The 21,254-nt window shown below is 59.7% G+C and carries 18 protein-coding genes; 12 read left to right on the forward strand and 6 right to left on the reverse strand.

Going from position 1 to position 21,254, the window contains the following annotated elements:
- The first annotated feature begins 291 nt into the window (after nucleotides 1-291).
- Complete coding sequence (locus ACVWXE_RS09780) at nucleotides 292-777, forward strand: 2Fe-2S iron-sulfur cluster-binding protein (protein WP_457490200.1); 486 nt, start codon at nucleotides 292-294, stop codon at nucleotides 775-777.
- Nucleotides 778-942: 165 nt separating this feature from the next.
- Nucleotides 943-2,328, forward strand: coding sequence for an FGGY-family carbohydrate kinase (locus ACVWXE_RS09785; RefSeq protein ID WP_414332211.1), 1,386 nt, complete (start codon nucleotides 943-945; stop codon nucleotides 2,326-2,328).
- Nucleotides 2,329-2,786: 458 nt separating this feature from the next.
- Here the strand turns inward: ACVWXE_RS09785 and ACVWXE_RS09790 are convergent, their stop codons facing one another.
- Entirely contained in the window at nucleotides 2,787-3,008 is a 222-nt protein-coding gene (locus ACVWXE_RS09790) for a hypothetical protein (RefSeq protein ID WP_414342539.1), read from the reverse strand.
- Nucleotides 3,008-4,861: a S8 family serine peptidase gene (locus ACVWXE_RS09795; RefSeq protein WP_457395974.1), complete on the reverse strand. Its 1,854-nt coding sequence runs from the start codon at nucleotides 4,859-4,861 to the stop codon at nucleotides 3,008-3,010. The genes ACVWXE_RS09790 and ACVWXE_RS09795 overlap by 1 nt, the downstream gene beginning before the upstream one ends.
- A gap of 198 nt (nucleotides 4,862-5,059) precedes the next feature.
- Between ACVWXE_RS09795 and ACVWXE_RS09800 the strand changes: the two genes are divergently transcribed.
- Complete coding sequence (locus ACVWXE_RS09800) at nucleotides 5,060-5,776, forward strand: MotA/TolQ/ExbB proton channel family protein (RefSeq protein WP_049749560.1); 717 nt, start codon at nucleotides 5,060-5,062, stop codon at nucleotides 5,774-5,776.
- Between the two features lie 3 nt (nucleotides 5,777-5,779).
- Nucleotides 5,780-6,205: an ExbD/TolR family protein gene (locus tag ACVWXE_RS09805; RefSeq protein ID WP_011432458.1), complete on the forward strand. Its 426-nt coding sequence runs from the start codon at nucleotides 5,780-5,782 to the stop codon at nucleotides 6,203-6,205.
- Between the two features lie 270 nt (nucleotides 6,206-6,475).
- Here the strand turns inward: ACVWXE_RS09805 and argF are convergent, their stop codons facing one another.
- Together argF and ctpC are read right to left on the reverse strand one after the other, a co-directional pair.
- Nucleotides 6,476-7,420 (reverse strand): ornithine carbamoyltransferase, encoded by a 945-nt coding sequence (argF, locus tag ACVWXE_RS09810; RefSeq protein ID WP_457490201.1) that lies wholly within the window; start codon nucleotides 7,418-7,420, stop codon nucleotides 6,476-6,478.
- 177 nt (nucleotides 7,421-7,597) lie between these two features.
- Nucleotides 7,598-8,893 (reverse strand): carboxyl-terminal processing protease CtpC, encoded by a 1,296-nt coding sequence (gene ctpC, locus ACVWXE_RS09815; RefSeq protein WP_457490202.1) that lies wholly within the window; start codon nucleotides 8,891-8,893, stop codon nucleotides 7,598-7,600.
- A 315-nt stretch (nucleotides 8,894-9,208) separates the two neighbouring features.
- On the opposite strand from ctpC, the gene ACVWXE_RS09820 reads away from it, so the two are divergent.
- From ACVWXE_RS09820 to ACVWXE_RS09830, 3 genes are all read left to right on the forward strand, one after another.
- Nucleotides 9,209-10,576: a glutamate-5-semialdehyde dehydrogenase gene (locus ACVWXE_RS09820; RefSeq protein ID WP_457490203.1), complete on the forward strand. Its 1,368-nt coding sequence runs from the start codon at nucleotides 9,209-9,211 to the stop codon at nucleotides 10,574-10,576.
- Nucleotides 10,577-10,829: 253 nt separating this feature from the next.
- The gene (locus ACVWXE_RS09825) at nucleotides 10,830-11,357 is read left to right on the forward strand and encodes an RNA recognition motif domain-containing protein (RefSeq protein ID WP_011432462.1); all 528 of its coding nucleotides are present in this window, start codon (nucleotides 10,830-10,832) and stop codon (nucleotides 11,355-11,357) included.
- A 91-nt stretch (nucleotides 11,358-11,448) separates the two neighbouring features.
- Nucleotides 11,449-12,255: a DsbA family protein gene (locus ACVWXE_RS09830; protein WP_457490204.1), complete on the forward strand. Its 807-nt coding sequence runs from the start codon at nucleotides 11,449-11,451 to the stop codon at nucleotides 12,253-12,255.
- Between the two features lie 313 nt (nucleotides 12,256-12,568).
- On the opposite strand, the gene ACVWXE_RS09835 is transcribed toward ACVWXE_RS09830, so the two are convergent.
- Both ACVWXE_RS09835 and ACVWXE_RS09840 read right to left on the reverse strand, forming a co-directional pair.
- Entirely contained in the window at nucleotides 12,569-13,987 is a 1,419-nt protein-coding gene (locus tag ACVWXE_RS09835; RefSeq protein ID WP_457490205.1) for an SPOR domain-containing protein, read from the reverse strand.
- Nucleotides 13,988-14,096: 109 nt separating this feature from the next.
- Nucleotides 14,097-14,564 (reverse strand): hypothetical protein, encoded by a 468-nt coding sequence (locus ACVWXE_RS09840; protein ID WP_457490206.1) that lies wholly within the window; start codon nucleotides 14,562-14,564, stop codon nucleotides 14,097-14,099.
- A gap of 111 nt (nucleotides 14,565-14,675) precedes the next feature.
- Between ACVWXE_RS09840 and recJ the strand changes: the two genes are divergently transcribed.
- From recJ to tmk, 5 genes are all read left to right on the forward strand, one after another.
- The gene (recJ, locus tag ACVWXE_RS09845) at nucleotides 14,676-17,348 is read left to right on the forward strand and encodes a single-stranded-DNA-specific exonuclease RecJ (protein WP_457490207.1); all 2,673 of its coding nucleotides are present in this window, start codon (nucleotides 14,676-14,678) and stop codon (nucleotides 17,346-17,348) included.
- Nucleotides 17,338-18,003, forward strand: coding sequence for a metallophosphoesterase family protein (locus ACVWXE_RS09850; protein ID WP_457490208.1), 666 nt, complete (start codon nucleotides 17,338-17,340; stop codon nucleotides 18,001-18,003). The genes recJ and ACVWXE_RS09850 overlap by 11 nt, the downstream gene beginning before the upstream one ends.
- A 58-nt stretch (nucleotides 18,004-18,061) precedes the next feature.
- A complete protein-coding gene (gene rdgB, locus ACVWXE_RS09855; protein WP_011432468.1) occupies nucleotides 18,062-18,673 on the forward strand; it encodes an RdgB/HAM1 family non-canonical purine NTP pyrophosphatase in 612 nt (203 codons plus the stop codon).
- A gap of 111 nt (nucleotides 18,674-18,784) precedes the next feature.
- Nucleotides 18,785-20,029 carry a hypothetical protein gene (locus ACVWXE_RS09860; protein ID WP_457490209.1) on the forward strand — a complete coding sequence of 415 codons (1,245 nt, stop codon included), beginning with the start codon at nucleotides 18,785-18,787 and terminating at the stop codon, nucleotides 20,027-20,029.
- A gap of 314 nt (nucleotides 20,030-20,343) precedes the next feature.
- Nucleotides 20,344-20,994, forward strand: a complete 651-nt coding sequence (tmk, locus tag ACVWXE_RS09865; RefSeq protein ID WP_414413780.1) for a dTMP kinase — start codon at nucleotides 20,344-20,346, stop codon at nucleotides 20,992-20,994.
- Nucleotides 20,995-21,254 lie beyond the last annotated feature (260 nt).

Raw genomic sequence — 21,254 nt, forward strand, 5'->3', positions numbered from 1 at the left:
CACATGGCCGGCACTGCGTTTTTAAAGGGCGTCGGCTACGGTCGGCGCTATCCTTCCCCGCCCTGAAGGACGGGGCTTGCCGCGCCTTTTGGTCAAGTTTCTGAAGCCTACACCAGCAAGACCTATAGTTGGAGTGCCGAGAAGGCTCAGAGGGCATTCGTATGCACCGAGACCTGAATGGCGCATGGGGGATTTTCCTGCATGCTTAGGTAGAACTGCCCTGTTCCGGCAATCTGCATTGGTGAAAGATGCTAGCTTTTTTAGCATCCAGTAGCCCAAAAAGTGCGGACTATGGTCAAGCGTGTGCGGTTGGATCCCATTGCCCAAGTGTCTGAAATCGCCACCAACAGCAATTTGCTCTCGGTGCTGCTGCAAGAAGAGCTGAATGTGTTGAAAGAGTGCGGTGGGCGCGGCCTCTGCGCCACCTGTCATGTGTACGTTAAGGAGGGGATGGAGTCTTTATCCCCGATGAGCAAGCGGGAGCAGCGCACCCTGGAGGTGATCACCACCTGCAAGCCTAACTCTCGCTTGGCCTGCCAAGCGCGGGTGCTGGGGGAAGGGGTGGTGGTGGAATTGCCTGCCGGGATGTACATCCATGCTTTTCAGGATATCGAGGCGTTGATCGGTCGGCGAGCCGAACAGCCGCTTTTGCACCCTGTAACCGGCGCCATTTTGGTGCAGGAGGGTAAACTGATCACCCGCTCGGTGCTGGAATCGGTGAAAGGGCTGGATCTGGATATCCAGGAAGCGTTGGCTCGGAGCAGCCAGGAGTTTTGAAATTGTGATCGCGACAGCGGGCCGGAGTCCTTTCCCATCCTTTAGGCCAGTTTGAGCCACTTGGCCACCCCATCTATACAGAGAGCATTCTTGGGCCTTGGGCACTCCATCATGACAAGGCATTTTCCTTCCTAATGATGAGCTGATGATGAGATGAGTACCCCTATGCCCCCTGTGTTTCTTGGGATCGATCTGGGCACTTCTGGGATGCGGGTGGTGGCCCTCTCAGAGCAGGGGGAGGTGGTGGCCAAAAGCGAGCGCCAGTGGGATCCCCCAGAGACCAATCCGGGCCGCTGGTTGCGAACCCTGAAAGCCCTTTTGGGACAACTGACCGCGCAACTGGGGGAGCAGTATTCCATTGCCGCTCTGAGTGCTTGCAGCACTTCCGGCACCATTCTGCCGGTGGATGGTCGAGGCATGCCGTTGGAACAGGCGTGGCTGTATTCTGACCCACGGGGCCAGGCTCAGGCCAAGCAATTGGGGATCCCTGCCAGTTGGGGTCTCAGCCGTTGGCTGTGGTGGGCGGAAGCCTATCCTGATCAGTATCGAGACAGCTACTTGGCCCATCCGGCGGACTTTTTGCTGAGCCAACTGGGGGGGCGCAGGCAGGTGACCGATCACACCCATGCCCTCAAGAGCGGTTTCGACCTGGAGGCCTACACCTGGCCTCAGGAGTGGTTGGCGCGGCAGGGCCTAAACCCCAAGCATTTCCCCGAGGTGGTACCGCCGGGAACGGTTTTAGGAACGGTGCGAGCAGACTGGGGGTTGGGGCCGGAAGTGCTGATCGCGGCAGGGATCACCGATGGCTGTGCCGGGCAACTGGCGGCAGGGGCTATTCGCTTGGGGCAGGTTTCCACCAGCTTGGGCACAACCCTTATTTTTAAGGCCAACAGTCCGGATCCCATACAAACCCCAAGCATCTATTCCCATCTGCACCCGGACAGTGCTCCGCACCGCTGTCGCGAACGAATGGTTTGGTGGCCGGGGGCCGCCTCTTTTTGTGGAGGCGGAGTTTTGCCTCATTACTTCCCCGACGGCAACCTGCAAATGCTGGATCAGCAAGCTCAGGCTTATCTGCCCACCGGGCTGGTCAGCTATCCCCTTTGTCAGCCGGGAGAGCGTTTTCCCATTGTCGATCCCCAGTTTGCCGGGTTCTTGCCGGAGGCAGAAGAGGGATCCCCCCGTTTTTACGCTGCTTTGTTGGAGGGGGTAGCGATGGTGGAGCGGCTGGGGCTGGAAACGTTGGCCGCTCAAGGGATCCCAGTGCCAGAGCAGAGCCCGATTTTCACCACCGGTGGAGGCAGCAAAAGCCCTCTCTGGTTGCGCCTACGCGCCAGCATCCTTGCTCGTCCCTTGGCTGTGGTGAAACACCCGGAGCCGGCTGTGGGGGCAGCCATCTTGGCCGCTTCTGCCTATTGGTGCTGCTCTGTCCAACAGGCTGCCGATCGATTGGTACAGGTAGAACGCTATGTTCAACCGGATCCAGAGTGGGTGAAGTCTTACGCAGAGATCTACTCGGTCTTTCACAGCCGCCTGAGCAACCTGCTTTGACATGTTCCCTGCTCTACTGGCTTGCTTCCCCGTAGCGGTAGGGTGAGGATTCTTGTTACTGGTTCCACAACAGCCCTTGCCGCAAAGGATCCCGTCCCGCTTTCGCCAGTAGGTTTCCCCTCTAAAACAGCGATGATGGTTTCCCAGTTGTTCAGGCTACAGACTTATGACTATGTAAGTATTAAGCGGTCACGGGATACAGCTGCCTACCTACGTTTTTTGAGCTTCGTGAATGCTCAGCCGTGGAAACGAGATTCTTTTTAAACGGAAATGAAATATTTTTGTTGCATTGCTTCCTAACTTTCCTTCTCTCCCAACTAAAGAGAAGCTAGGGGTGAGGGTCGGCAGCGAGGTGTCTCAATCTTGTTTGAAGCGACTGTAAAAGCATTCTGACATCGAAAAGCAGGGATCCCCGCTTGGGGATCCCCGATTTTATTTGGCCGGAGCCGCAAGCCAAGCTAGGGCTGCCGCTGGAAGCTCTTGACTTCTAAAACCGGCCCTACCTGAGCCACCGTCACCATGTCTTCTCTGATCTGTCCCTGGATGGTGACCTCTAGTCCCTCTTGCAAGAGCTCTTTGGGGGCACGGAAAAGGGCATAGTGCTCGCCGGAAGGCAGCGTCAGCACCCACACTCCCCCTTCGATATCCAGGAACTGGATGGTACCGCTGTACTCTTGCATCACTGCCTCAGCGCCAGCCCAGTTGCCGTGGATTGAGATTCCGTAGCCGCTTGCGCTCCCAAGTAGGCCAGGCCCAGGCAGAGCAAGCCATTGAAGAGCAAGAAGGAGCGACCCAACCAAGCAGAGGATCCAAGCCATAGCACCCCCTCATAAAACAGGGATCCGGACAAGAGCAGATGCGAGGCCATGCCAATGCACAAGCCAATCACCGCCCAGCGCCAGCGCCGATGGCCCAGGAGCAGCAACATCAACAGGCCCGGGATCAACACGCTGGCAAATAGGGGGTTCAAGGCATTGGTCTGGGCAAAGGCGGTGCCCAACTCCGGCAGGGAGCTACCCGCCAATTGGAAGGGCCAACGGGGGCCACCGACAATCGCCAACCCCTGCAAGGGGAAAAGACCGGCACTGCCCAAAAGCATCCCAGCCAGCAAAGGCACCGTCTGCAGCAGCCGCTTGGGAGCCAGCCACCAGCGGATCAGCACCAGGATAATGTAGCCGCCCACCACCATCAGCAGCTTCGGCACCAGAGCAATCGGGCCACCATCGAACCAGAAGCGTGGGTTGAGGTAGCCATTGTTGTTCAGGTACTGCAGGAAGTCCTTCAACCAGAGCACCAAGGGGTTTTCCTCCTGTTGCCCTGTGGCCCTGGCCAGCGCCTTGGCTGCATCCAAACGACCAGCCCCGTAGAAGTTCTGTTTGTCGCCGGGCACTGGGGTAGCCGACATTTTCAGCACTTCCTCCACCTTGTCCGGGTCTTTGATGCCCTGAGCCTGGATCAGAGCTGCCACACCGGCTACGTGGGGAGTGGCCATGCTGGTGCCCTGGAAGTAGGCAAAGACCGGCTCGTTGGGGTTACGACGATTGATGGTTTGCTGCAGAATGCCGTACTCGGGGTGATCAGGCGTTTTGGCTCCGCCGGGAGCAGAGATGTCCACCCCCACCCCATAGTTGGAGTAGGGGGCTTTCTCCCCGTTGGGCCCCGTGGCCGAGACAGCGATCACATGCGGGTAACGGGCCGGGTAGCTCACCTGGTTGGAGTTTTCGTTGCCAGCGGCTGCGATCACCGTCACCCCTTTGCTATGGGCATAGGCCACTGCCTCTTCCATCAGTTGGGCAGAAGCGCGGCTACCCAGGCTGAGGTTGATGATCGTAGCCCCGTGGTCGGCAGCATAGCGGATCCCTTCCACCACATCCGACAGGGATCCAAAGCCATTGGCATCCAACACCCGTACCGGCATGATCTTGGCCTTGAAGGCGATGCCGGCTACACCCAAGACATTGTTGGTGGACTGGGCAATGGTTCCCGCCACATGGGTGCCGTGGCCGTTGAGGTCTTCCGGCTCCTCATCGTCGTCCACAAAGTCATAGCCCTTCACAAATTGGGTTTGGGCCAGGTCGGGAACTCGGGTTACTCCTGTGTCCACCACGGCTACCGTCACCCCTTCCCCTTGGGAGATGTCCCAGGCTTCCGGCATGCGGATGGCCCTGAGGTTCCATTGCTGGGGATAGAGGCGGTCGTTGGGCACGAAAGCCGCCTGGAATTGATAGTTGGGGTGAGCATACTCGATCAAAGCTTCGTCGGTGAGCCGCTTAACCAGCCGCCGCGTGGATCCCAGGTGGTCGGCATCCACGTCAAACAGGTAGATCGCTTCTTGGCGGGCAAAAGCGCTGTCGCTGCTGGGGCGGAGCGTCAAGTGATACTCTTTAGCGATAGCAGCAATCTGACTGGGGGTGGCCGTGTTTACAAAATTGACCACGATGCTGTCGTAGGGGGCGGATCCCTTGCCGCAAGCCGTCAACAGCAATGCCATCAAGCCGGCGCAGCAAAGACCCAACCAGCGTCTGAATTTCATAATTCACGCCCTCGGGATCCAAAATTGTTGCAACCAGTATGCCCTCTGGATTGACAATTGACGAGATGAGAGCCGGCATGGGGGCAAAATTGCCAAAAGGTGCAACCTTCGCCGCGCAAGAAGGGATCCCAGCCCTGCCGAGAAAGTGCTATGACAAGATGAGCGTAAATTGCCGCTTGGAGGGGGGAATCAGGATCGATGGATAGAGTCTTGCAGCTCATGATCCAGGGTTGGTATTACTCCATCCCCCTGTTGACGTTCTCGGTCTTCTCAGTGGCCTGTTGCATTGAGCGGGTGCTGTTTTGGTGGAAGATCACCCATCGGCAGGAGGAGGTGGTGCAGCAAGCCCTGAGCCAGTACCGCCGCAACCCACGCGCTGCCCAGTATTTGCTGGAGCAAAATGCCGATCTGCCGATTGCCCGCATCTTTTTGGCCGGGTTGGAGCTGAACGAGGCCAGCCCGGAAGATTTTAAGTTGGCCCTGGAAACCGCCTTGGCGGCAGAGGTGCCTCTGCTGAAGCGCTTCAACACTGTCTTCGACACCGTAATCACCGTTGCCCCCTTCCTGGGCCTGCTGGGCACCGTCACCGGCATCATCCAGATCCTCAGCTCCATTCAACTGGGGGATATCGGCGGCACCGATACCCAGGGGGTAGGTCGGGGGATCGCCGAAGCCTTGTACTCGACGGCCTTTGGACTGATTGTGGCTATTCCCACCCTGTTGATTTCCAACGTCTTCCGCTCTTTGTACCTGCGGCAACTCTCTAAGATCCAAGAGTACGGCGGCATGCTGGAGCTGCTGCATCGGCAGCGGCAAGAGATGCAGGCCCAACAGCTTTCCCAGTATTCCTACACCCAATCTAGCCCCAGTGGCAGCTCCACCCTTCCCCCCTACTCCTCGCTTGAGCCCTCCTAACCTATGCGCATCCCCGAAGAGAACTTCCGAGCTGGCGAGATCAACATCGTGCCCCTGATCGATGTCATCTTCTCGATCCTGGTGTTTTTCGTGATTGCCAGCCTGGTGCTCACCCGCTCCGAGGCTCTGGATGTCAACCTGCCGGATGCCACTACAGCTGAAGTTCGTCTGCAGCCGGATGTAACGGTGAGCCTGACGGCGGAAGGACAGATTGCCGTCAATCAGGAGAAAATTGCCGATATTTCTGCCCTGATCCCGGCAGTGGAACGCATCCTGGCCGAGAAGCCGGCTGAAGGGCGGCGCTTGGTGGTGATCAACGCTGATTTGGCCCTCTCCCACGGCAAGGTGGTGGAGGTGATGGATACTCTGCAGCGGGTGCCCAATGTCAGCCTGGCAATTGCCGCCCGCCGCCCCAGCAGTAATCGGTAGCCAGCTTAGGATTTGGGCCAGTTTTGTCAAATATAGTCATTTCAGGTTAGGGTGAGACGCCTAGGCTACTGGTCGCGCCAGCGGGACGGAGTCCTTGAAAAACCTTCTGGCCCTCTGCATTATCGCTCCGCAACGCTATTGCTCTGCAACGCCGACGCGACCAACGTTTGGGGTGTGGGTGCAGTGTCCTGGTTTAAATCGAAATGACCATAGACCCAGTTTTCCGGTAAGCTCATTTGCTAACCCGCTCTCTAGCCTGGGGGTGAGGGGTCATCCTGCGCCCAGCACCTGAATCAGGAGTGCCTTTTGCACATGTAGGCGATTTTCCGCCTGATCCCACACGCGGGACTGGGATCCCTCCAGTACTTCAGTGGTGATTTCCTCTTCCCGGTGGGCCGGCAGGCAGTGCAGCACAATGGCTTGCGGATCCGCCCGTTGCAGCAGCTCGGCATTGACCTGGTAGGGCAGAAAGGTGGCCTTGCGGGCCTCGGCCTCAGCTTCTTGACCCATGCTGGCCCACACGTCGGTATAGACCACCTGGGATCCAGAGACGGCTTCCTGGGGATCCTGCAGCACCAACACCTGGGATCCCTGGGCCAGAGCGCAGGCTTGCTCCACCACTGCCGCATCCGGCTCGTAACCGGGGGGGGTGGCGACGCGGATGTGGATCCCGCTCATGGCACAGCCCAGCAGCAGGGAGTGGGCAACGTTATTGCCATCGCCGCAATAGGCCAGGGTCAGGCCCGCCAGTTGGCCAAAGTTCTCCTGAATGGTGAGCAGATCGGCTAACACCTGACAGGGGTGAAACTGATCGGTGAGGGCGTTGATCACCGGAATATCGGCATACTCGGCAAAGGTTTCCAGTTCCTTCTGGTGGTAGGTGCGAATGGCAATCACATCCAGGTAGCGGGAGAGGACGCGGGCCGTATCCTGCAGGGGCTCGCCGCGGCTCACCTGCATCACCGTCGGCACCAGATCGAGGGTGCTGCCCCCGCATTGGGCCATGGCTGCCGTAAAACTGGCGCGGGTGCGGGTAGAAGCTTTCTGAAACAACAGCCCCAACACCCGACCCCGCAGCTCCACCCGATAAGGATCCCGCTTTAACTCAGCCGCCTGGGCTAGCAGGGCCGACAGCTCCGCCGGGGTTAGGTCGCTGAGCTTGAGCAGATCCCGTCCGGCCAAGTTTATGGATCCCGCGATCTTCGACCCCGCCATTGTGCTACGCGCCACCTACAGAAACAATAAAAGCATCCCCAGCCCGGCGCTGGTCAACACTCCTCGAATAACTCGAATGAGAAGAGTCTTAATAGTCTTAAATAGCTTGGGCCTCGGCTTAACCCCAGTCTCAGGAGTGCCAGATCTGAGACCCATCAAAACCGCCCCCAACACCGGCTAACGTGAAGAAGAACGAATGACCTCCTGGGCCTGCTGCCGACGGGCAGAGATCTGAGCCTGCAGAGCCTGGATGGCAGCAGCGTACTGTGGGTCGGCTGGGGTGGCCACCAGCTCTCGGTTCTGGCTGAGCCGCTTCAGATCTTCCTCGGACAATTCCACCAAAATGTCGGGGGTAATGCCCTTGTGGTCGATGTCGTTACCGTTGGGAGTGCGATAACGGGCAATGGTTACCGCCAGCCCCGAGCCATCGGACAGGGGATGCACCGACTGCACCAGGCCCTTGCCGAAAGTTTGCGTGCCGACAATCACGGCGCGACGGTTATCCTGCAGAGCCCCCGACAGAATCTCGCTGGCGCTGGCCGAGCCACCATCCACCAAAACGGCCAAAGGTTTATCGGTAAGGGCCGTGTTGTTGGCCGTCAGGCGATCCTGCTCCCCTTGGCGGTTCACCGTCGAGACAATGCTGCCCCGGTTAATCCACATGCGGGCAATCTCGGCGCTGGAGTAGAGCAGGCCCCCTGGGTTGGCGCGCAAATCCAGAACGTAGGCGGCTACCCCTTGTTTTTCCAGCTCGCGAATGGCTTGGCGCATCTTCTCGGCGGCGTTGCCGGAAAACTGGGTAATCCGGATATAGCCAATGGGCAGGCCGTTTTCCTCGTGAACCTCGTAGCGCACGGTGGCCAGCTCAATTCTTTCCCGCACCAAATCGAACACCTTTAGCCCTTCCCCCTCGCGGCGAATGGTCAGCCGCACCCGCGTACCCGGCTCGCCCCGAATGAGGTTGACTGCAGCGTTGGTGTCCATGCCTTCGGTGGACTTGTCGTCGATGCGCACGATCACGTCTTTGGATTTGATCCCAGCCCGGTCGGCAGGAGACCCTTCAATGGGGGAGATCACCACCAGCTCGTTTGTCTCCTGATCCATGCCCAGCGTGATCCCCACCCCGGTCAGCTCACCGGATGTATCGATTTGCATGCTGGCAAACTGATCCGGATCCAGAAATCGGGTGTAGGGATCGTTCAGTTTCTTCAGGGCTTCCCGAATGGCCGCGTAGGCATCTTCTCGGGTGGCATACTCTCGGCTGAGCAGATCCCGCCGCACCGCTTCCCAATCCAGGGAATTAAAAGACCGATCCACATATTCCCGATTGACAATTTGCCAAACCTCGTCCACCACTTCCTTGGGATCCCGGCGAAACCCTGCCCAGCCCGGCATAGATAGCTGCACGCCGACCAGCGACACCGCTGTCATCACCGCAGCCGTTGCACTAACCACAAACCCACGCTTTCTCATTGGCTCTCCTGGAAGGCGCTAAATCGAGGTTGACGAGGTGGATCTCTAATCGTCAGGGAACTGGGTTTCGAGCAAGGGTCTTCCCCTATCCAAACTTCGGCTTAGAAGCATCGAGAGCAAGGAAAGGCTCCCCTGCTGCAGCAAGTGGGATCTAGACTTTGGTAGGCTACAGATACCCCCAAGCGACTGTGCCCAACCTAGCATAGGGATCCCTTCCGGGGGTTCTTCTAGGATCACAGTTCAACACAACTTTGTTACAACCTATCATCGCAACCCTTTTCTTCCAAATGGGCACTTTGCCCCCTTTCTGACTCTATGTCCCTTGCCACCGATTGCCCCAGCTCGCTTGCCTCTGCTTCAGACCGCCCGCTGCTGTCCCAAGTGCAGTTGGCCCGCGCTGCTGCCCAACACACGGCCACCTTGCCCACTGCCATTAAGAATGCCGCTCTAGAGGCCATGGCCACTGCCTTGTTGGAGCACCAAGAGTCTATCTTGGCCGCCAACCAGGCGGATTTGGAGCGGGCAGCGGAGATGGTGAAAGCCGGGGAGTTGTCGGCATCTGCCTATGCTCGCCTGAAGCTGGACGCCCACAAACTGGCAGATATGGTGGCCGGAGTGCGGCAGGTGATCCGGCTGGGGGATCCGGTGGGCCGAGCTTTGCTGATCCGGGAACTGGACGAGGGGCTGATCTTGGAACGGCGCACCTACCCTTTGGGGGTGCTGGGGGTAATCTTCGAGTCGCGGCCCGATGCTTTGGTGCAAATTGCCGCCCTGGCGGTGAAAACCGGCAATAGCGTCTTGCTCAAGGGGGGATCCGAAGCTCTGCTCTCCTGTCAGGCGTTGATGGCGGCCATTCAGGCGGGCCTGCAACAGATCCCGGAGTTCCCCCAGGGATCCCTGCAGTTGCTCACCAGCCGCGCCGAGGTCAAGGCCCTACTGCAACTGGAGGGGCTGGTAGACTTGATCATCCCCCGCGGCTCCAGCAGCTTTGTCCGCTACATCCTGGAGAATACCCGCATCCCGGTATTGGGCCATGCCGATGGCCTGTGTCACCTGTACGTGGATCGGGCAGCGGATGTGGACATGGCAATCAAGCTGACGGTGGACAGCAAAACCCAGTACCCCGCTGCCTGCAATGCCATCGAGACTCTGCTGGTTCACGAGGCCATAGCCCCCCACTTTTTGCCTCTGGCGGTCAAGGCCCTGCGGGAAAAGGGGGTGGAATTGCGGGGGGATCCCCTCTGCCGCGAGCTGGTGCCCGATCTGATCCCGGCCACCGAGGACGACTGGAGCACCGAGTATGGCGATTTGATCCTCTCTATTAAAGTGGTGGGCTCCCTTGACGAGGCGATTGCCCACATCCAGCAGTACGGATCCCGCCATACCGAAGCGATTGTAACCGAGGATGCCGCTGCTGCCCGGCGATTTTTGGATGAAGTAGATGCAGCGGGGGTCTTTCACAACGCTTCCACCCGCTTTGCCGACGGGTTTCGCTACGGCTTTGGGGCAGAAGTGGGCATCAGCACCCAAAAACTGCCGCCGCGCGGGCCGGTGGGCTTAGAAGGCTTGGTGACCTACCGCTACCAACTGCGAGGGCAAGGACATCTTGTAGCCGACTACACAGGCCCCCAGGCGCGACCTTTTCAACATCGGGATCGCCTGAACAACACCGGCTTAGCTTAGCTGCAAAAGCCGGCTGTACAAACCGGCTGTACAAAGCAGTCGTTCACAAAAACCGTTCTCCTCGTCTTCGCGGCTCCAGGTTGAGGTAAATTAAAAAATAGCTTCGTGATTGCCAAGGGTTGCGCTTTGCGGCGCGCTATGGTGTGACAATGGACTACCGGGTTCCGGGTTTGATGTTATGGGCTTGAGCGCCCTAGATGTAGCGCTTTGCATTTTGGCCTTTTGTTATTTCGATTAGGAGCTTCGCTGGATCATGCCTGTGCGTCTGTATGTTGGAAATCTGCCGGAAGAGGTGGATCGTCAGGCACTGGAGAAGCTCTTTCGCTCTGCCGGTGAGGTCATTTCCACCAAGGTGATCCGGGATCGGAAGACAGGCAAATGCCGCGGCTTCGGCTTTGTAACGGTGAACACCGAAGAGCAGGCGCAGCAGTACATCGAAAAGTTCAACGGCCACAGCTTTGGGGATGTCAACTTGCGCATTGAGCTCGCCCAGCCGCGCGACCGAGGGGAAGAAGGCGAATCCAAAACAGCGACCTCTGAGCCTTCATCCAAAGAGTCCAGAGGTTCCAAAGATTCCAGAGCGTCCAGAGATTCTGAGGCCAAGGGCTCTAAAGAGTCGGCAGAAAACCCTGCCCCCAGCAAAAAGCAACGCCAGCGCGGCAATAAGGGTGGGCGCTCCACCGTCGTCGCCGAAAGTGAGGCAGCCTCTGAGCCGGATCCCCGCTGGGCCAGCCAGTTGCAGCGGATCAAGGAGCAGCTTCTGCAGGTCACCAATTCCTAACCCCCCCGAACGAGTGATAGACACTGTTGGGATCTGACGGTAGGCTGGGTGAGTTGCGACGGCTCTAGGCATGTTTGAGAGGGGGGTTGGGATGCATAGGCTGGTGAGGATTTTTCGCGCTTGGGGGCGGAGCTTGGCCCGGGCTGGACTTTTGTTCGGGCTGACGGTTCTGCTGGGAGCGGGAAGTGGAGCTCCGGTTTTCCTACCAGCGGCGGCGGCTGCCCCGGCAGATTTGGAAGAGCAGGTGCTGCAGATCATTCGAAAGAACCCCCAGGTGATTCTGGAGGCCGTACAGGAATACCAGCAGCGACAGTACCAGGAGCAGCAGCAACAACAGCAGCGGCTGGCGGAAGAATTTGGCCGTCAACTGCGGGAGAACCCACGCGCCGTCATCGGAGATTCCCCTCGACTGGGATCCGACGCTCTGCGGTTAGTGTTGGTGGAGTTCTCCGATTTTCAATGCCCCTTCTGCGCCCGCGCCCACAGCACCCTCAAGCAGTTCATGGCCGACCACGGGGATGAGGTGACCTTGGTGTACAAGCACCTGCCCCTGACCAGCATCCACCCAGAAGCGATGTCGGCTGCCCGGGCTGCTTGGGCCGCCCAACGTCAAGGTAAGTTCTGGGAGTTTCACGACGAGCTGTTTGCCAACCAATCTCAGCTTGGGGATGGGTTTTATGTGGCCACTGCTGAGAAGCTGGGCCTGAATATAGAAAAATTCAATCGGGATCGGCGCAGTCGGGCGGCAGAACGCGCCATTCAGCGAGATATTGACTTGGCCTCTCAACTGGGCATCGGTGGCACTCCCCATTTCATCTTGAACGGCATTGCCTTCTCCGGTGCGCAGCCGCTAGAGGTGTTTGAGCAGACGCTGCAGCAGGCTAAGCAAGCCCTCTAGGAAAAATGCTCCGCACTGCCATTGAAACAGGTGGTGTATTGCAAACAGGTGGTGCAACGGCTGGCCTATCCTTCTTACCAGCCTCGCCCAGTTGCCCAAACGCTCCGTCCTTGAGGAGGGCTTTACGGTAGGCTCAGGGCAGTGGCAGGGTAGTCAACCGCTCTATTCGCCCAAGCGGGCTGTAGGCTTTGACAAGCCAGTAGGGTGGGGAGTATGTCAAAAGCAGAAACTCACCCAAGTCGCCATTTGGGCCGAATGGGGATCCCCAACGGCAGGGAAGGAGGAGAGCGTTTATGGCGGAAGTGGCTCTTGGCTACTCCACGGGCAGGATGCGGGCATCGAACCCTGCTTCGGCCAGAGAGCGCCGCGCCTGTTCGGCGTTGGCCCGTTGCCGGTAGGTGCCCACCTGAATCACTGAGCCCCGCAGGAAGGCATCAGGGGCAAACTGTTGCAGCTTGGGTAGGGCCTCTTCCCCAGCCGGCACCACCACCCAAAATCCGCTGCCACCTTCTTCCCCAGGAGGAACAGCCTGGGCAGGCGAGGAGGAGACGGGATCCGCTTGCAAAAGAGGCTGAGAGCGGCGCAGATCGGCGGGGAAGATCCCCGCTTCATAGCCTTGGCCGGCCAAGTAACGCACCTGCTCGGCGGCAGCAGCAGGGTCGGCAAACCCACCTGTGCGCACCACCCGCAGGTCATCGTAGATCAAGGGCAGGGATCCCTCTAGGAGTTGTTTTAGCGCAGGCCATTTCTCCCCGGTGGGATCGGCCACCAACACCCAATAGCGCTCTCCTTGTGCTGGGTTGGAGATGGGATCCTGGCCAGCATTTTCTCCTACCAGCGACACCGCCACTGCCGGTAACCCCTGAGCGGTTAGCCAGCGGGCTTGATCCTGGGCCAACGACAGGCGGGAGAAGGTTCCCGTTTGCAAAGCAACCTGGCCGCGGTACTGCACCACAGTGGCTCCTGGAAAGAAGCGGCGCACCCGTTCTTCCAAACGGGGATCACCGGTGGGGTTGGGCACGTGGGTGGCAAAGGGACGCTGGGGATCCAAGGGCGGAGCGGTTGGCGTCGGCGGCACAGAGGCTTTTGAGCTGGCAGCAGGGCGGCTGGGTGCTGCTTGGGCAGGAAAAGCAGGGGGCAGAGGGGGATCCGTCTCTTGGCGGCTCACCACCCGCACCGATAACCCCAGCCGTTCCAAGTCGGCCTGACGGCGTTGAGCATGGCTACGGTTGATGAACGTCCCCGCCAGAATGAAAACCTGCCCATCCCCTTGCACAAAATAGGCATCCGGCACCTGGGTGCGCACCTGAGCTAACTCCGCCGCCCCATCCGCCAGTACATGCACTTGGTAACGGGTCAGGGCCAAAGCAGCCGGCAGGACGTTCCCATTAACGGCGTGGAGCACAAGGGCAAAGGCCGCCAGGGATCCGGCAAAGAGGATCGGTCGCGCTGGCAACAGGGGTACGGAGCATTTCAGCCAGCCGTAGTCCTGACGGGTGTTGCACATGGGATCCATCTCCTCTGGCGGAATTGGCGGCAACTCAAACCTCTGCATCCGGGATGGAGTCTTTGCCTGGGCCTGCGGGGATCCCCCACAGTGCCAGAGCTCGCAGTTCACCCCCTTGCGGGAAGGACAACTCAAAGCTAGCGTAAGCCGAAGTTTGGGCAAGGCTGTGCCAGGGATGGGCTTGCAGATGCCGCCCACCACCGATAGAATGCTCCGCACTGCCACCGCAAAGATGCAGCCCAGTTGGGTTCACGGGAGAAACACAGATCTAGTGCATCTCCAGTATAGACAGGCCGGCAAGACTCTATCGCTATGGCTTGTTGGGGAGTTTGCTTCAGGGGCGACGGCGGCGCCGTTCACGGCAGCGGGATGGAGTTCTTGCAACAAGGGTGCGGGATCCCCCCAGGGCAAAGCGGATGATCTCCGTCTTGTACTGCTGCGAGCCCTCTGTGTAGCGGGCAAGCTGAATGGCGGATCCCTGGCCGGAAGGAAGCAAGAACCGTTCGCGACAGTGGTGGGCAGCACTCTCTGGAGTTTCCGCTTCGAGGGCAATGAAAAACCGCAGACGCAGCAGCACTTCCAACTTGGACAAGTGCTCGGTTTGCTCTGGCACCAAGCGACCCAACGAGATCTGTAGGCGCGGCCTGCGTTGCCGGGATCCGGGGCGGCCCCAAAGCTGCCGGGCCAATGTCCACAGAGAGGTCTGCAAGGACTCCGTCCCGCTGACGCGCTCGGGAGATTGAACCAACAGCTTCAAGCCGGTCAGCGGGTTAAGGCCATAGGTAAGCAGTAGAGAATACATCGACAGCAGGGAAGAGCAGAGGAGCGTTTTGGGTTAACGTCAAAAGGATAGCCCACATGCCAACTGTAGCACTGCCTACCCCCTGTCCCCATCCAAGCCCCACCCTTCCCTATGGCCGGGATCCCTGCTCAACGCTGGCTGTTTCATCCTGTGGACAAGTTGGCTGCCCAGAGCTTGGCCGAGGCAGTGGGGATCTCGCCTGTGTTGGCCCAGATCTTGCTCAATCGCGGCCTCTCCAGCCCTGCTGCCGTGCAGCAGTACCTGCAGCCGGATCCCGCCCACCTGCCTCCACCCAGCCAGGATTTTGCCGATTTGCCCCTGGCGGTGGACTTGCTGGACGGGGCGATTCGCCGACAAGAGCCCATCGCCATTTGCGGCGACTACGATGCCGACGGCATGACCAGCACGGCCCTGCTGCTGCGGGCTTTGCAGGACGCTCCAGTGCATTACCGCATCCCCAGCCGCATGACGGAGGGCTATGGCCTCAACAGCCGCATGGTGCAAGAGCTGCACCGAGAGGGGGTGCGCCTCATTCTCACCGTGGACAACGGCATCTCCGCCCACGAGCCCATCCAACTGGCCAAAGCTCTGGGCTTGACGGTAATCGTGACGGATCACCACGACTTGCCGCCCCAGTTGCCCCCTGCCGATGCCATCCTCAATCCCAAGCAGCTCCCCGTTTCTTCTCCCTATCGGGGGATGGCCGGGGTGGGAGTTGCCTACCTCCTGGCCCAGGCGCTGGCCGAGCGCCGCGGTGATGGCCATTTGCAGCGGGTAGCCCTGGAACTGTTTACTGTGGGCACCATTGCCGATCTGGCGCCGCTGACGGGGGTTAACCGCCTTTGGGTGCGGCAGGGGCTGCACCTCTTGCCCACCTCCCAGGTGGCAGGGATCCGCGCCCTTCTGCAGGTGATGGGCATGCAGGGATCCCTGGAGGGGCTGCGGCCTGAGTGGATTGGGTTTGGCCTGGGGCCCCGCATCAACGCCGTTGGGCGAATTGGCCGGGCGAGAATGGGGATCCAGTTGCTGACCACCGACGATCCCCAGCAGGCAGAGAAGCTGGCCCGCCGCTGCGAACGGCTCAACCAGGTACGACAGCAGATGTGCGGGCGCATCGAGGCAGAAGCCCTCGAGCAAATTGCCCAGCAAGGCCGAGATCTGCAACAGGAGCGGGTGTTAACAATTTTGGGATCCCCTCAGCGGAGATGGCACAAAGGGGTGATCGGGATTGTGGCCTCGCGCTTGGCGGAGCGTTTCGGCTGTCCGGTATTCATCGGCAGTCAGTCGCGGCAGGGGGAGATCAGCGGCTCGGCGCGGCAGGGGATCCCCGAGTTTGACGTGTTTCAGGCGTTGGAGTTTTGCAAGGATCTCTTCCACAAGCACGGCGGCCACCCGGCTGCCGGGGGATTTAGCCTGAAAGCGGAAAACTGGCCTCTTCTTGAAAAACGATTGCGGCAGTTTGCCCAACAGCAATTGCAGCCGGAGCAGATCCAGCCACTGGTGCAAATCGATGCAGAAGTGTCGCTGTCAGATCTCACCCTTGACCTCTATCGAGAGCTGCAGCATCTGCAGCCCTGTGGTATCGGCAACCCTGAGCCGGTCTTCTACAGCCGCAACCTGCAGGTTCTGCAACAGCAGCGATTTGGCCCAGTTCCCGGCCACCTGAAGCTGCTGCTCCGGGATCCTGCTCTCCCTACGCAACGCTCCCATGGGTTACGTGCTACTCGGACGGAGTCCTCTTGTCCGGGCAGGAGCGACTCAGCTGTCAAAACCTCCAGTTACGACACTGATGGGTTATCGCTGGGCAACGCTTTGGGCAACACTTTGGCGAACGGGTCAGCAGTGGGGAGCACAAACCCGAGGCCACAGCGCCCCCTCTGGGCTATCCGTTGGCGGGGAGCGGAAATCTATCCGCTGCCGGAGCGAGTTGATGTAGCCTACACCCTCAAGGCCAAAACATGGCAGGGAGAAACCCAACTGGAGCTGGAAATTCTCGGGATCCAACCTGCCCAAGAGGCTGCCACTGCCGGCAACCCCCCTCTCGAGAAAACAGCGCCCCGCACCCCTGATGGGAGCAAGTCTCCCATCTCCCCCGCCTCTCTGGATGCCACTCCTCACATGCCCAACTCCAAGCCCTCGACTGGCTCCCAGAGGGGGACAGAGCCCTCACCTCTGTTGATCTGGCGCCCCACCCCCCAGCCCACCCAGCCTTTGCGTTGGCAAGCTGTAGACCGATTTTCTGTCCTCTGGCCTCAGGCGCAGGGAACCATCCTGTTCTACGGCTTCCGCCGCCCCTCGCTGGTCTTGTCTTCAAGGCCTACGGCCCGCTATCGCGAACGGCGGCACCTGACTCTCCACTACGACCGCCCCCAAGCGGGCCACCGCTACGACCAACTCTGGTTGTGGAGCTGGCCCCCTTCTCTGGATCACCTCAAGTGGCTGCTCTGTTGCACCCCCAGCAGCGAGCTGTTGATTGCCGTCCATCAGCAAGCGGTGCCCCTGCCCTCCGCTGCCAGCTTGCAACGCCAGCTCCGCCAATACCTGCAAACCCGCAGCCAGGTGGATCTGCTGCGCTTGGCCCAGCAGTGGTGGCTGTCTCCGGCAGTGTTGGTGGCAGGATTACGCTCCCTGGGGTACGCCTGCCCAGATTTTGGCCCCACGGGATCCCTCGACGAAGAACTGGAAGCCCAGCAGGCTTGGTACAACAGCCCCTGGCAGCAAGTTGCCGCCCTGCTTCAGGGATCCCACCTGGATTCTTCTGCTGCAGAGGCCCATGGGGATTAAACTGCTGCTCGGCTCTGACTACCACGGCAGCGCTCGGCTGATCCGGCAGGCCCTTGCCCATCTGCCGGAGGTGGATGCTTACATCAACTGCGGGGATTTCTGTTCCAAGGCCGGCAAACCTTCCCGCAAGGCCACCCAGGGCTTTCATCCGGCAGCCCAAGCAGAGGTGGTTCATCTGCAATCCTTTTTGGCGGCAGTGGAGAGCCTGGGCAAACCCTGGCTCTTTTTACCTGGCAACCACGATCCAGCAGCTTCGGTTTTGAATTCGCTGGTTGGCTGTTGGGGGCGGGCCATCACCCAGTCCTGCTGCTTTGAGTGGCTGGGGTTACAGGTTTTGGCTGTGCCCTGGACTCCCCCCTGTGGCTGGAGCTGGTCTCTGACCTCTGCCCATTTGCAGGAGCTGCTCACCCTCTACAGTCAGCCCCCCCGACCCATTGACCTGCTGCTGACCCACGCTCCGCCGCGGGGCTTTTTGGATGAAGGCGGGAAGTGGTATCACCGTCGCACACCCACCTTGCGCCCCCTTTTGGAACAGGTGCAGCCCCGCTACTACATCTGCGGACACATGCATTGGGATGGGGGCAAGGTAGAGCGATGGGGATCCACCCTGGTGATTAACACAGCCCTGCACAACATGGTTCTCGAGATCCATTAGGCAGGAAGCCCTTGGACAGCCTTCCGCCTCCCCAGATTTCCACTCGTAGGAACCTTCCATGACCCGTCCTTTGATCTTGGCCAGCAGTAGCCCCGGCAAATGGCGCGAGTTCAATGCCTTTTTCCAGGCCCATGCCCCTGCTTGGGAGCTGCGCCGCATGCCCTCAGAAATTGAGGTGGAAGAAACCGGCACCACCTTTGCCGAAAATGCCCTTCTCAAAGCCAGAGCCGTGGCCAAGTCTCTGGGGGAGTGGGCCATTGCCGACGATTCCGGCCTAGCGGTAGAAGCCCTTGGCGGCGTCCCTGGGATCCGCTCGGCTCGCTATGCCCCCAACGATGCTGCCCGCATCGAGCGGTTGCTCAGGGAAATGGAAGGGATCCCAAATCGCCGAGCCACCTTTCACTGCGCCATCGCCCTGGTGGATCCCCAAGGTGTAGTGCATGCCCTGGTGGAAGGGGTATGCTCGGGAGAGATCTTGACCCAGCCGCGGGGAGAGGGGGGGTTTGGCTATGACCCCCTGTTTTGGGTGCCCGAAGTGGGGCTAACCTTTGCCGAGATGAGCCCAGCTCAAAAAGAGGCCATCGGCCACCGAGGCCGAGCCTTGCGCGCCTTGAAAGCGCAGTTGCCTCTCCTGGAGAAGCGTATGGGCTGGCTTGGATCCCAGGAATAGCATCCGATGTCCTGGCTGGGGAGCTGCTAGGATACAGTAGTTGCTTCCCTTCGGGGGAGTGAAATTGAAAGCCGTCTTGCCTTGGCAGCTGAGGGGAGCGCTCGAAGAACTATGGGTTTTTCTGAGTTTGAGGATCAAGATCCCATTGCAGCAGCGGAACGGACTGCTGGCCGGGATCCCAGCCGCCATTCCCCGGATTCTGCCGGTGAGGAAGCCGCGGTCTCCTCGGTTGCAAACTCTGGTGAAGGAAGGGAGCGGCAAAGTCGTCGTTCCCCACCCCCTTTGCCGGAAGAGGGCTCAACCTTTGTGGGCGCAGAAGATTGGCTGGACGATCGCGGTAGCGGGACGGAGTCCTTGGAGAATGGGCGGGATAGCTACAGGGAGTCCGCGCAAGGGGCCACTTCTCGCCCTTCCAACCGCTCCCCCCAGACTGGCCGAGACGAGGGGTCTCGTGTTGACAGCGAAAAGGGGGGGCAGAAAGCCGCTGCAGGAGGAGCCGGTGAGCGCCCTGGGCAAGCGCTAGTTCCCCGCCGTTCTGTCTCCGGCAGCCGAGGTTACGACGGATCCGCCCGTTCCTCTGCCTTTCGCGGTAGCGGGACGGAGTCCTTTGCTGGCCGCTCGCGTAAGCGGGACGGAGTCCTTGGGGAATCCGGCTACCGCAGTGACTACAGCCGTTCCGCTCCTTACGGCTACACCTCCGGCTATGTTGGCGGTGGGGGATATGGCGGTGGTGGGCGAGGCGGCAGCTCCAGCGGGGGGGTCTCCTCCTCCGATCTGACGATCCTGCTGGTGGTGGCCCTGCTGGCCTTCTTCGGGGGATTCGCTATCCGCAACATCTTCGCCGAGTCGGGCGGCTTTGACGATGAGCGCCCCATCCGCGCTGCCAATGTGCCCGCAGCCTTTCGCGATTTTTGCTTTGCCTATAACGGCACTGCCTCCTTTACTGTGGTGCAACTGACCAGCGTTTCTGCTCTGACCATGGCTTCGGTGCCCGTTTACAAGATGGATACTTGCACCATCCCCGTCAGCCAAACGGCCAATGCCCTCCAAGCTTTGGGCATCCGCGGCCGGGCCAACACCTTGGGCCCCCAGCTGGGGGGATCCAACCTCACCCTGATCCAGCTCCCCTTGGCCAGCAGCTTGGCGCGCGCCGTGTACAGCCAGTTTCCTGGCTTGGCCGCTCAGGGCAACGAGGCGCAGGTTTTGTCCCAACTGGAAGCCACCATCAACAACGCCCTGCGCTCCAACATCGAAGGGTTAGCCCTGCAAAGCCTGGAGCCCACCAACATCCCCGACGTCTACGTGGTGGTGCCGGGGCACTCCTTTAATTTGCAGCCCCAACTCAACCTGCGCTAACCCTCCTGCAGAGCATGCCTCTAACCCCCAAAACTCTGAACTTTGCTGAATTTACTGAGCTTTAGGCGGTTTGGCAAAAGTCATTGAGAGGGATATAGTAGACTAAGTTTCCCCCTGATCCTTGAGTCCACCGCAACGGTTGCCGGGAAGTGAAGGGGGAAAGCGCTCGGGGGGTATTCCTCAGGGCTTTGCGGGATACCGCCTTCCTGTTTGGACTCCGTCCCGCTGACGCGAACAGAGATAGGCAGGATGCGATCGCTTCTTTCCTGAACCATGTTCAGGAGAGTTCAGCGTGAATGTATCAGGACGACGGTGTGTTCATCACCCTAGAAGGCGGGGAAGGGGTGGGCAAAACCACCCAACAGGCCCTCTTGGTTGAGCGGCTGCGCCAAGAAGGCTACGCTTGCCTGTGTACCCGCGAGCCGGGGGGCACGGCGCTGGGCAAAACGCTGCGGGAGCTGTTACTGCACGGGGATCCCTTTAGTCCTCTGGCGGAGTTGCTCCTGTACGCGGCGGATCGGGCTGAACACGTGAGCAAGGTCATCGCGCCGGCTCTGGCGGCAGGGCAGGTGGTGGTTTGCGACCGCTTTACCGATTCCACCTTGGCCTATCAAGGCTATGGCCGGGGCATAGATCTGGATCTGATCCGGCAGCTCAACCGATGGGTCACCGACGGGCTACAGCCGGATCTCACCCTGTGGCTGGATCTGCCCCCCGAGGTGGGGCTAGAACGAGCTCGCTCCCGTTCTTCTGGCGCAGTTGAGCTAGCGGTGCAGAGCACTAACGAGCAAGAAGGCCTAGAGTTCCACCGGCGGGTTTACTGCGGATTCGAAACCCTGGCCGCCGCAGAACCCCAGCGGATTGTCCGCGTTTCGGCCCAGGGATCCCCGGCAGAGGTGGCTGCCCGCCTCTGGTCAGTGGTCGAACCCCGCCTACCACTTGCGACAGCAGGCCGGGAGCCCTAGACTGATACATTTACGCTGAACATTGCTGAACATCACTGTTCAACTATGCAGCGATAGCATTCTGTTTGTTTCCAACCAGAATGGCGGTATCCCGCAAAGCTTTGAGTAGAATACCCAAAGCGCAGTTTCCGTGTCGTCTTACTACCAATTTTCTGCTTTGCTTTGGCTACCATGTTGGCAGACTCGAAAGTAAACAGAAAGATCAACTGGTAGTAATCCGTACTGAACATATTATACATTATTTTCAGTATAGTTGAGCT

The organism is Thermostichus sp. MS-CIW-41, assembly GCF_054058915.1.

Coding starts and splice junctions, on each gene's coding strand:
- ACVWXE_RS09780 (WP_457490200.1), top strand. CDS start 292: ATGGTCAAGCGTGTGCGGTTGGATCCCATTGCCCAAGTGTCTGAAATC.
- ACVWXE_RS09785 (WP_414332211.1), top strand. CDS start 943: ATGCCCCCTGTGTTTCTTGGGATCGATCTGGGCACTTCTGGGATGCGG.
- ACVWXE_RS09790 (WP_414342539.1), bottom strand. CDS start 3,008: ATGCAAGAGTACAGCGGTACCATCCAGTTCCTGGATATCGAAGGGGGA.
- ACVWXE_RS09795 (WP_457395974.1), bottom strand. CDS start 4,861: ATGAAATTCAGACGCTGGTTGGGTCTTTGCTGCGCCGGCTTGATGGCA.
- ACVWXE_RS09800 (WP_049749560.1), top strand. CDS start 5,060: ATGGATAGAGTCTTGCAGCTCATGATCCAGGGTTGGTATTACTCCATC.
- ACVWXE_RS09805 (WP_011432458.1), top strand. CDS start 5,780: ATGCGCATCCCCGAAGAGAACTTCCGAGCTGGCGAGATCAACATCGTG.
- argF (WP_457490201.1), bottom strand. CDS start 7,420: ATGGCGGGGTCGAAGATCGCGGGATCCATAAACTTGGCCGGACGGGAT.
- ctpC (WP_457490202.1), bottom strand. CDS start 8,893: ATGAGAAAGCGTGGGTTTGTGGTTAGTGCAACGGCTGCGGTGATGACA.
- ACVWXE_RS09820 (WP_457490203.1), top strand. CDS start 9,209: ATGTCCCTTGCCACCGATTGCCCCAGCTCGCTTGCCTCTGCTTCAGAC.
- ACVWXE_RS09825 (WP_011432462.1), top strand. CDS start 10,830: ATGCCTGTGCGTCTGTATGTTGGAAATCTGCCGGAAGAGGTGGATCGT.
- ACVWXE_RS09830 (WP_457490204.1), top strand. CDS start 11,449: ATGCATAGGCTGGTGAGGATTTTTCGCGCTTGGGGGCGGAGCTTGGCC.
- ACVWXE_RS09840 (WP_457490206.1), bottom strand. CDS start 14,564: ATGTATTCTCTACTGCTTACCTATGGCCTTAACCCGCTGACCGGCTTG.
- recJ (WP_457490207.1), top strand. CDS start 14,676: ATGGCCGGGATCCCTGCTCAACGCTGGCTGTTTCATCCTGTGGACAAG.
- ACVWXE_RS09850 (WP_457490208.1), top strand. CDS start 17,338: ATGGGGATTAAACTGCTGCTCGGCTCTGACTACCACGGCAGCGCTCGG.
- rdgB (WP_011432468.1), top strand. CDS start 18,062: ATGACCCGTCCTTTGATCTTGGCCAGCAGTAGCCCCGGCAAATGGCGC.
- ACVWXE_RS09860 (WP_457490209.1), top strand. CDS start 18,785: ATGGGTTTTTCTGAGTTTGAGGATCAAGATCCCATTGCAGCAGCGGAA.